Origin of the sequence: Streptomyces tremellae (assembly GCF_039540215.1) — a bacterium.
Lineage (GTDB): Bacteria > Actinomycetota > Actinomycetes > Streptomycetales > Streptomycetaceae > Streptomyces > Streptomyces tremellae.
Genome location: NZ_BAABEP010000130.1, coordinates 1 through 4025, shown reverse-complemented (window position 1 = coordinate 4025; position 4025 = coordinate 1). Strand labels below are relative to the sequence as shown.

Here is a 4025-nt window from a genome sequence, read left to right as displayed (position 1 = left end):
GCCGACGCCGGAGGTGGACTGGTCGGCGGGGGGAGTGCGGCTGCTGCGCGAGGCGCGCGCCTGGCCTCGGGGCAGCGGTCCCCGGCGGGCCGGTGTGTCCTCGTTCGGCATCAGCGGCACCAACGCGCACCTCATCCTGGAAGAGGCGCCGGAAGAGGCGCCGGAAGAGGCAGAGGAGACAGAAGAGGCCCCGGACGGGCAAGCCGGCGACACACCCGCGGCCCTGCCCTGGGTCCTGTCGGGCAGGACCGGGCCGGCCCTGCGCGAGCAGGCACGGCGACTCGTCTCCTTCCTGGAGGAGCACCCCGAGGTGCCGCCCTCCGATGTCGGCGCCTCCCTGGTCGCCTCGCGGTCGCTGCACGAGCGGCGCGCCGTCGTGACCGGCGGCTCGCGCGAGGAACTCCTCGACGGGGTGAGGGCCGTGGCCGAGGGAACCACGCCCGCCGGCGCGGCGTCGGACGGCGCCGCCGCTGACCGCCCCGTGTTCGTGTTCCCCGGGCAGGGCGCCCAGTGGGTGGGAATGGCCCGTGAACTGCTAGCGACGTCGGCGGTGTTCGCCGCACGCATGAACGAGTGCGCTGCGGCGCTGTCCCCGTTCGCGGACTGGTCGCTGCTTGACGTGCTCGACGACGCCGAGGCGTTGGAGCGCGTGGACGTGGTCCAGCCGGCGCTGTGGGCGGTCATGGTGTCGCTGGCCGAGGTGTGGCGCTCGTACGGCGTCGAACCTGCGGCCGTGGTGGGCCACTCGCAGGGCGAGATCGCGGCCGCCGTGGTGGCGGGGGGTCTTTCGCTGCGCGACGGTGCCAGGGTGGCCGCGCTGCGCAGCCGCGCGATCGGCCGTGCGCTGTCCGGGCGCGGCGGCATGGTGTCCGTGGCGGCACCCGCCGGTGCGGTGCGCCGGCGGCTCGCGGGACTGGACGGGGCGCCGGCCGTGGCCGCGGTCAACGGGCCGGCGTCCACGGTGGTGTCGGGGACGCCGGAGGCGCTCGACGTACTGCTGGAGCGGTGCGAGCGCGACGGCGTACGGGCGAGGCGCCTCGCGGTGGACTACGCCTCGCACTCCGCGCAGGTCGACGAGGTGCGCGAGCGGATACTCGCCGACCTGTCGCCGCTGGAACCCCAGGCGTTCGCGGTGCCTTTCCTCTCCACGGTCACCGGGGAGTGGCTGGCGGGCGATCCCGGCCCGGACGCCGCGTACTGGGTGCGCAACCTGCGGGAGACGGTGCGCTTCGACGACGCGGTGCGCACGCTGGTCGGCGCCGGCTTCGGGGCGTTCGTGGAGTGCAGCCCGCACCCGGTGCTGACCGCGAGCATGCAGGAGACGGTGGAGGCCGCGGGCGGCGACGCCGTGGTGGTGGGTTCGCTGCGGCGTGACGACGCCGGTCCACGGCGGGTGCTCGCCTCGCTGGGCGAGGCATTCGTCCGTGGTGTGCCGGTGGACTGGTCGCGCGCGTACGCCGGGTCGGGGGCCCGGCGCGTCGACCTGCCCACGTACGCCTTCCAGCACGAGAGGTACTGGTGGGAGCCGGACCCCGCGGCGCCTGAGGGCGGCGCGGACGACGCGGCGTTCTGGCAGGCTGTGGCGGACGGCGACGCGGAGACACTGGTCGGCGCGCTGGGGGTCGAGGAGGAGTCGCTCGCCCACGTACTGCCCGCGTTGAGGTCCTGGCGGCAGCGGCAGCTCGTGGCCTCGGCGGTGGACGGCTGGCGCTACCGCACCAGGTGGGTGCCCGTGGCCACCGCCCGCAGGCCCGAGCTGTCCGGTACCTGGCTGCTGGCCGTTCCGGAGGGCTGCGCCGGCCCCATCGTGGAGGCGGTCGCGAGCGCGGTGCGTGACCACGGCGGCGACGTGGCCACGGTCGCGGTGCCCGCGGAAGCCGAACGCGAAGGGATCGCCTGCCTGCTGCGGGACGCCCGGACGGAGGGCGCCGCGTACGGGGGCGTGCTGTCGCTGCTGTCCCTGGCCGACGAGCCGCCCGGAGCCGGCGTGTCCAGGGCGGGCCTGATCGGGACACTCGCCTTGTTCCAGGCGCTCGGCGACGCCGGGGTGACCGGCCCCCTGTGGTGCCTGACCGGCGGCGCGGTGACTGTGGCAGAGGGGGAACAACTCCAGGCCCCCGCCGCGCGGATGGTCTGGGGTCTGGGGCGGATCGCGGCCCTTGAGCACCCGGAGCGGTTCGGCGGCCTGGTGGATCTGCCCGAGCAGTGGAGTGCCTCCGCCGGACGTCTGCTGGCGGCCACGCTGGCCGGTGCCGGGGGCGAGGACCAGGTCGCGATCCGTCCCTCGGGGATGTTCGCGCGCCGCCTCGCCCGCGCCCCGCGCCCCTCGCCGGGGGCGCAGTGGCGCCCGCGTGGCACGGTGCTGGTGACGGGCGGCACCGGCGGACTCGGCGGGCACGCGGCCCGCTGGCTGGCCAGGTCGGGCGCCGAGCACGTGGTACTCGCGGGCCGCCGCGGCCCGCAGGCGCCCCGCGCTGTCGCGCTGCGCGAGGAACTGGAGGCCGCCGGCGTACGGGTGACCGTCGCCGCCTGCGACGTGAGCGACCGCGAGGCGCTCGCGCGTCTCCTCGACGACGTGTCCGAAGGCTGCCCGCTGACGGCGGTGGTCCACACCGCGGCGGTCCTGGACGACGCCGTCGTGGAGCAGCTCACCCCCGCGCAGGTCGACCGCGTACTGCGGGTGAAGGCCGACGGCGCCTGGAACCTGCACGAGCTGACCCGTGGCACGGCCCTGGACGCGTTCGTGCTGTTCTCCTCCGTGGCCGGCACCCTGGGCGCCTCAGGACAGGGCAACTACGCGCCGGGCAACGCCTATCTGGACGCTCTCGCCGAGCACCGGCACGGCCTTGGCCTGCCCGCGACCTCGGTCGCCTGGGGTCCTTGGGCCGAGGAAGGCATGGCCGAGGGCGGGATCGGTGCCGCGGCGCGCCGGCACGGCCTCGTGCAGATGGCCCCCGAAGCCGCGGTGTCGGCACTGGGGGGCACGGTGGCAGGAGGCGGGCCCGGCGTCGTGATCGCGGACCTCGCCTGGGACAGGTTCCACACGGCCTACACCGCTTCGCGCCCCAGCCCCTTCCTGGCCGACCTGCCGGACGTACGGCGGCTCGCGGCGGCGTCCGGGCCCGGTGCCGAAGACGCGCCCGGCGCCCTGGCCGCCAGGCTCGCCGGGCAGGCGACCCGGGCCGAGCGGGAGACTGCGGTGCTCGCCGTGGTCCGCGCACACGTGGCGTCGGTACTGGGTTACGCGGGCGCCGACGCGGTCGATCCGGCCCGCACGTTCAAGGACCTCGGCCTCGACTCGGTGACCGCCGTCGACCTGTCCAACCGGCTGAGGACGGCGACCGGCCTGCGCCTGCCTTCGACGGTGGCCTTCGACCACCCCAACGCCCGCGCACTCGCGGCCCACCTGTGCGCGGAACTCCTCCCCGACCCGGGGGCCGAGCCCGACCCGGGGGCCGAGCCCGCTCCCGGGGCGGCCGACGCGTCGGCCGCCGACCGGGATCCCGTGGTCATCGTCGGGATGAGCTGCCGGTTCCCCGGTGACGTCCGGTCCCCCGAGGACCTGTGGCGGATGCTCGAAAGGGGCGGTGAGGGCATCACCCCGTTCCCCGTCGACCGAGGCTGGGACGTGGCGGCCCTGTACGACCCGGGCTCCGGCGCCGACCGCGCAGGAACGTCCTGTGCCGTCGAGGGCGGCTTCCTGCACGACGCGGGCGAGTTCGACGCGGAGTTCTTCGGTATCTCGCCGCGTGAGGCGCTGGCGATGGACCCGCAGCAGCGGCTGCTGTTGGAGACCTCCTGGGAGGCGCTCGAACGCGCGGGCATCGACCCCTCCGCACTCAGGGGGACCGCCACCGCGGTCTTCACCGGCACGAACGGCCAGGACTACCTCGCCACGGGCCCCGACGTGCCCGAGGAGGCGGCGGGATACGTCACCACCGGCAGTACGGCCGGTGTGCTCTCCGGACGTGTCGCCTACACCCTCGGGCTGGAAGGGCCCGCGGTGACGGTGGACACGGCGTGTT

The 4025-nt window shown here is 75.7% G+C and carries 1 protein-coding gene; it reads left to right on the top strand.

Annotation, left to right across the window (positions count from 1 at the left end; genetic code table 11):
- The coding region (locus ABEA77_RS33590; protein ID WP_345655927.1) for an SDR family NAD(P)-dependent oxidoreductase at window positions 1-4025 on the top strand (4025 nt) is incomplete at both ends.